Source organism: Actinomadura darangshiensis, from assembly GCF_004349235.1.
GTDB classification, from domain to species: domain Bacteria; phylum Actinomycetota; class Actinomycetes; order Streptosporangiales; family Streptosporangiaceae; genus Spirillospora; species Spirillospora darangshiensis.
Genome location: NZ_SMKY01000418.1, coordinates 1 through 6,173, shown reverse-complemented (window position 1 = coordinate 6,173; position 6,173 = coordinate 1). Strand labels below are relative to the sequence as shown.

General features: G+C 69.5%; 4 protein-coding genes. All 4 read left to right on the top strand.

All coding sequences use genetic code 11. The annotated features are described in order from the left end of the window. Window positions 1-121 precede the first annotated feature (121 nt). The 4 genes from E1293_RS49985 (at window position 122) to E1293_RS43280 (ending at window position 5,991) form a co-directional block, all read left to right on the top strand. Entirely contained in the window at window positions 122-1,303 is a 1,182-nt protein-coding gene (locus E1293_RS49985; RefSeq protein ID WP_243717432.1) for a hypothetical protein, read from the top strand. Between the two features lie 428 nt (window positions 1,304-1,731). After that, window positions 1,732-3,573, top strand: coding sequence for a 2-oxoacid:acceptor oxidoreductase subunit alpha (locus E1293_RS43290; protein ID WP_132205382.1), 1,842 nt, complete (start codon window positions 1,732-1,734; stop codon window positions 3,571-3,573). Then, window positions 3,566-4,642 carry a 2-oxoacid:ferredoxin oxidoreductase subunit beta gene (locus tag E1293_RS43285; protein WP_243717430.1) on the top strand — a complete coding sequence of 359 codons (1,077 nt, stop codon included), beginning with the start codon at window positions 3,566-3,568 and terminating at the stop codon, window positions 4,640-4,642. Before E1293_RS43290 ends, E1293_RS43285 begins: the two co-directional genes overlap by 8 nt. Before the next feature lie 140 nt (window positions 4,643-4,782). After that, window positions 4,783-5,991, top strand: coding sequence for an RNA-guided endonuclease InsQ/TnpB family protein (locus E1293_RS43280; RefSeq protein WP_132205380.1), 1,209 nt, complete (start codon window positions 4,783-4,785; stop codon window positions 5,989-5,991). The last annotated feature ends 182 nt before the right edge of the window (window positions 5,992-6,173 follow it).

Here is a 6,173-nt window from a genome sequence, read left to right as displayed (position 1 = left end):
CTCCAAGGGCGAGCCCGCCGTCCCCACCGACTTCGTCGACGCGGGCCCCCGCCGCTGACAAGCCCTCCGCTGGGGGACGGGCGGGGCAGATCCGGCGGGGCAACCGGGTAAGGGAGCGGTCGTGGGCAAAAAGGCTCTGATCATCGGTGATGTGCAGAAAGACTTCTGCGAGGGCGGCTCGCTCGCCGGCGGCGGCGGGGCCGCGAAGGAGAAGCCCAAGGCGACCGTGCCGGCCGCGCCGCCGGCGTGGACGGTCGCGGCGGGCCGCAACCTCACGTCCGGGACGGGCCTGCGCTACGACGGCCCCCTGTCGGCCGGCGGTCAGCCCGTCCAGGCGCATCTGCGGGTGACCCCGGCGGGTGCGGCGACCGGGACGCTCACGGCGGGCTTGACGACGGCCGACGTCGTCGCGATCGACGGCGTGACGTACATCAAGGCCGGCCTCTCGTTCTGGCAGACCTACGCCAGTGGCGTCGTGCATCCGGAGTACTTCGCGGGGCGCTGGGCCAAGGCGCCCGTGTCGGTGCCCGGTTTCGACCTGCCCGATGTGCTCGGCCCCAAGGCGATCGCCGCGAAGCTCGCCAAGGCCCCGGCGGAACCGCCGACCGAGAACGTGAACGGCGTCCGCGCCTACAAGGTCGAGACGGCGGGCGCGGAGTACCTGCTGGCGGCCACGGCACCGTACCGGCTGCTGTCCGTGCGCCCCAAGGGGCAGGATGCGCCGCGGATCACGGTCGCGCCCGTGGCGGCGCCGGCGACGGTGTTCGCCGAGCTGCGGCCGCGGGTGGGCAGGCTCGGCGGGGCGCTCGACCCGAACCTCCACTTCACGCCGGGGACGCTGACGTTCAGCAACTGCGACCAGAACACCAACGGCTGCACGGTGAACGTCCCGGCCGCGATGGCCGAGCCGGCGGGGGCGGTGCCGGACGGCGCGCGGGCCGCGCTGCGGGCGTCGATCACGTCCCGCGGCGAGGCGCTCGGGTCGTGCACGGGGTCGGGGCCGGTCCCGGCCAACCGGGCGATGGTGCTGCGCTGCACCGTGACGGGCAAGCTGTGGCGGCACTGGATGAAGGCGGCCCTCGACAACCCCGGCTCCTATCCGTACGAGGCGTCGGCCCGCGTCGTCGGCGAGGCGCTGGACGCGTCCGCCGTGCCCGCGCTGCTCGCCCGCGTCGACCGCGAGCGCAAGGCGGTCGTGAAGCCGAAGCCGGCCACGCCGGGGCCGTCCGAATCGGGAGAACCCGCGGTCAAGCACTCGGAACGGCCGGAAGTCGCCACATCACAGACACCGGGGGCACCTTAGGCCCCACCTTCAGGGGCGGTGCCCTCGAACGGAATTCTGCCTGTCTACACTTCGGGACGTGAACTCCACGCCCCTGGGGAGCCGCGGTTCCTCGACGAGTCCCGCGAGGCTGCTGGTCCGGCGTCTGCACGTCGACCTGTGCCGGCAGCGCAGCAGCCTGTGTTCGGGATGAACTCGGAGACCCGCCCAGGTCGTATCACGGGATAGGACCTGCGGAGCGGCCGCCGCCCGCCCATGCCTCCATGGCCCGCGGTGACCGGCACCCGGACGAGGCACGCTCATTGTTCGAGCGTGCGGCGTTCCAATGTGCGCCCGTCCCCGATAACACCATCCGTTCCCGGACATACCATGAAGGTAAGCCTTAGTAGCATCACGATCCTGGGTGCCTCCCCCAGGACGGATGCTGCGCGTCGAGGAGGTCTTCCTCTGTGACCAAACAGGTCCAGCAGCTCGACCGCGTCATCATCCGCTTCGCCGGGGACTCCGGCGACGGCATGCAGCTGACCGGCGACCGCTTCACCCAGGAGACCGCGGCGTTCGGCAACGACTTGTCGACGTTGCCGAACTTCCCGGCCGAAATCCGCGCCCCAGCCGGGACCCTCCCCGGCGTGTCCAGTTTCCAGTTGCACTTCGCCGACCACGACATCCTGACGCCGGGCGACGCGCCCAACGTCCTGGTCGCGATGAACCCCGCCGCGCTCAAGGCCAACCTCACCGACCTTCCCCGCGGCGCGGACCTGATCGTCAACACCGACGAGTTCAGCAAGCGCAACCTCGCCAAGGTCGGCTACGCCGCCAGCCCCGTCGAGGACGACTCGCTCTCGGAGTACCGGGTGCACGCGCTGCCGCTCACCTCGATGACGGTGACGGCGCTGACGGGCTTCGACATCTCCAAGAAGGACGCCGAGCGCGCGAAGAACATGTTCGCGCTCGGTCTCCTGTCGTGGCTGTACCACCGTCCCACCGAGGGGACGCTGGCCTTCCTCGAGAAGAAGTTCGGCGGCAAGCCCGAGATCATGAAGGCGAACATCGCGGCCTTCCAGGCGGGCTGGTCGTACGGCGAGACCACCGAGGCGTTCTCGGTGCAGTACGAGATCAAGCCGGCCGAGCACGAGCCGGGCCTGTACCGCAACATCACCGGGAACATCGCGCTCGCCTACGGGCTGGTCGCGGCGGGCGTGCAGAGCGGGCTGCCGATCTTCCTCGGCTCGTACCCGATCACCCCGGCGTCCGACATCCTGCACGAGATCTCCAAGCACAAGAAGTTCGGCGTCCGGACGTTCCAGGCCGAGGACGAGATCGCCGCGGTCGGCGCGGCGCTCGGCGCCTCGTTCGGCGGGTCGCTGGGCGTCACCACGACGTCCGGGCCGGGCATCGCGCTGAAGAGCGAGACGATCGGCCTCGGCGTCGCGACCGAGCTTCCGCTGCTGGTCATCGACGTGCAGCGGGCCGGTCCCTCCACCGGCCTGCCGACCAAGACCGAGCAGGCCGACCTGCTGCAGGCCATGCACGGCCGCAACGGCGAGGCGCCCGTCCCGGTGATCGCGCCGCAGTCGCCGTCGGACTGCTTCGACGCGGCGCTGGAGGCGGCCCGCATCGCGGTGAAGTACCGCACCCCGGTGATCCTGCTGTCGGACGGCTACCTCGCCAACGGGTCCGAGCCGTGGAAGCTGCCGGACGTGGCGAAGCTGCCGACGATCGAGCCGAACTTCGCGGCCCCGTCGCCGGACGGGTTCCAGCCGTTCGAGCGCGACCCGGACACCCTCGCCCGACCCTGGGCGATCCCGGGCACGGCCGGGCTGGAGCACCGGATCGGCGGCCTGGAGAAGGCCGACGTCACCGGCAACATCTCCTACGACCCGGCCAACCACGACCGCATGGTCCGGCTGCGCCAGGCCAAGGTCGACGGCATCGCGAACGACATCGAGCCGCTCGCCGTGGACGACCCGTCCGAAGCGGCCCGCGTCCTGGTGCTCGGCTGGGGCGGGACGTACGGGGCGATCTCCGCGGCCGTCCGGCGCGTCCGGGCGAGCGGGCGCGGCATCGCGCAGGCCCACCTGCGGCACCTCAACCCGTTCCCCGCGAACCTGCCCGAGGTGCTGCGGTCCTACGACAAGGTGATCGTCCCTGAGATCAACCTCGGCCAGCTCGCGCTGCTGCTGCGCGGCCGGCTGCTCATCGACGTGATCGGCTACAACCAGGTCCGCGGCCTGCCCTTCAAGGCCGAAGAGCTGCAGGGCGTCATCCAGGATGTGATCGACAGTGAGTGAGAACGGCAACGGCAACGGGGCCGCCAACGGGCACGGTCTGCTTTCTCTCGTCCCGAAGACGGACGAGAAGCAGACGATGAAGGACTTCAAGACCGACCAGGAGGTGCGCTGGTGCCCCGGGTGCGGTGACTACGCCGTCCTCGCGGCCGTCCAGTCCTTCCTGCCCGAGCTCGGGCTGCGCCGCGAGAACATCACGTTCGTCTCCGGCATCGGCTGCTCGTCGCGGTTCCCGTACTACATGAACACCTACGGGTTCCACTCGATCCACGGCCGCGCGCCCGCGATCGCGACGGGGCTCGCGACGTCCCGTCCCGACCTGTCGGTGTGGGTGGTGACGGGGGACGGCGACTCGCTGTCCATCGGCGGCAACCACCTGATCCACGCGCTGCGCCGCAACGTCAACCTGAAGATCCTGCTGTTCAACAACCGGATCTACGGGCTGACGAAGGGCCAGTACTCGCCGACGTCCGAGCTCGGCAAGATCACCAAGTCGACGCCGATGGGCTCGCTGGACGCCCCCTTCAACCCGCTGTCGCTCGCGATCGGCGCGGAGGGCACGTTCGTCGCCCGCACCATCGACTCCGACCGCAAGCACCTGCAGTCGGTGCTGCGCGCGGCCGCGCAGCACCGCGGCACGGCGCTGGTGGAGATCTACCAGAACTGCAACATCTTCAACGACAACGCGTTCGAGCCGCTGAAGGACGCGTCGGTGCGCGACGACGTCACCGTCCGGCTGGAGCACGGCGAGCCGATCGTGTTCGGTGCGGACCGCACCAAGGCGCTGCGCCGCACCCCGACCGGGTCGTTTGAGGTCGTGGACGTGGCGGACGTCGACCCGTCCGAAATCGCCGTGCACGACGCCCGCAACCCGGACCCGTCGCAGGCGTTCGCGCTGTCGCGGCTGGACCAGCCGGCGTTCGAGCACACCCCGATCGGCATCTTCCGGGACGTCGACCGCCCGTCCTACGACGAGCTGATGCGGGCCCAGCTCGACGAGGCCGTGCAGACGCAGGGCGAGGGCGACCTCGCCGCGCTGCTCGGCAGCGGCGACACCTGGCGCATCGACTAGCCACGCGCGCGAAGGCCCGGCCCCGATCCCCCGGGGCCGGGCCTTTCCGCGCTTCGGACACCCGCGAACGGGCACGGTTCATCGGCAACGGGCACAGAGATGCAGGGGCGATTAACTGATCTTGTTATACGATGTGAGATATGGCGTGCACGGTGAAGCGGGCGTTCAAGTACCGCTTCTACCCCAGCGATGAGCAGGCGGCCGAACTCGGCCGCACGTTCGGCTGTGTCCGCCTGGTTTACAACCGGGCACTGGCGGAACGCACCCGCGCCTGGTACTGCGAACAGCGCCGCATGTCCTATGTCGACACCTCGGCAGCACTGACCCAGTGGAAGAAGACCGAGGAACTGGCGTTCCTGTGCGAGGTGTCGTCGGTCCCGCTCCAGCAGGCGCTGCGGCATCTGCAGGCCGCGTTCTCCGCGTTCTTCGACAAACACGCCAAGTATCCGCGCTTCAAGTCACGTAAAAAGTCACGGGCCTGCGCCGAATACACTCGTTCGGCATTCCGGTACCGCGACGGTGAGTTGACGCTGGCCAAGATGGGCGGCCCGCTGGGCATCGTGTGGTCGCGTCCGCTGCCCGAGGGCGCGCGGCCGTCCACGGTGACGGTGTCCAAGGACAGCGCGGGCCGGTGGTTCGTGTCGATTCTGTGTGAGGACACCATCGCCCGCTTGGACCCGGTCGGCCGGGCCGTGGGTGTCGACGCGGGGATCGGCTCGCTGGTGACGTTGTCGACGGGTGAGAAGGTCACCAATCCCCGGCACGAACGTCACGACCGTGAACGCCTGGCCCGTGCGTACAAGGAGTTGGCCCGTAAGCAGGAGGGGTCGGCGAACCGGGAGAAGGCCAAATGGAAGGTCGCGCGAGTCCATGCCCGGATCGCCGACCGGCGCCGCGACTTCCTGCACAATTTGTCGACTCGGCTCGTCCACGAAAACCAAGTGGTCGTGATCGAGGATCTGAACGTCCGGACCATGGTGCGAAACCATTCCCTGGCTCGCGCGATCTCGGACGCGGCCTGGCGGCAGTTGCGGGCGATGCTGGAGTACAAGGCCGCCTGGTACGGCCGCGAACTAGTGGTTGTCGACCGGTGGTTTCCCTCCTCCAAGACGTGCTCGCAGTGCGGGACTATCCGCGAGAAGATGCCCCTGAACGTACGGGAATGGGAATGCCGGTGCGGCGCCCGGCACGACCGGGACGTCAACGCCGCGAAGAATGTTCTGGCCGCCGGGCTGGCGGTGTCGGCCTGTGGAGCCGGTGTCAGACCTCAACGGGAGTCATCTCGGACGGGGCAGTCGGTGCCGAAGCAGGAAACCCAACCGGCGACGGTTGGAATCTCCCGCCTTTAGCGGGGGAAGAGGTCAAGCTGACAGACTGAGGATCAAAGTCAAGAGCCGGGGAGGTGACGATGCGGGTCGTTCCGCGCCGCAGCAAAGGTCGTCCGCAAGACGACGAGCCCGCACCCCCCGCACTGAAGCAGCCGGCCCCGCCGCCCGTATCACCGAAGGACGGCGCGACGACCCCCATGACC

Coding starts and splice junctions, on each gene's coding strand:
- E1293_RS43280 (WP_132205380.1), top strand. CDS start 4,783: ATGGCGTGCACGGTGAAGCGGGCGTTCAAGTACCGCTTCTACCCCAGC.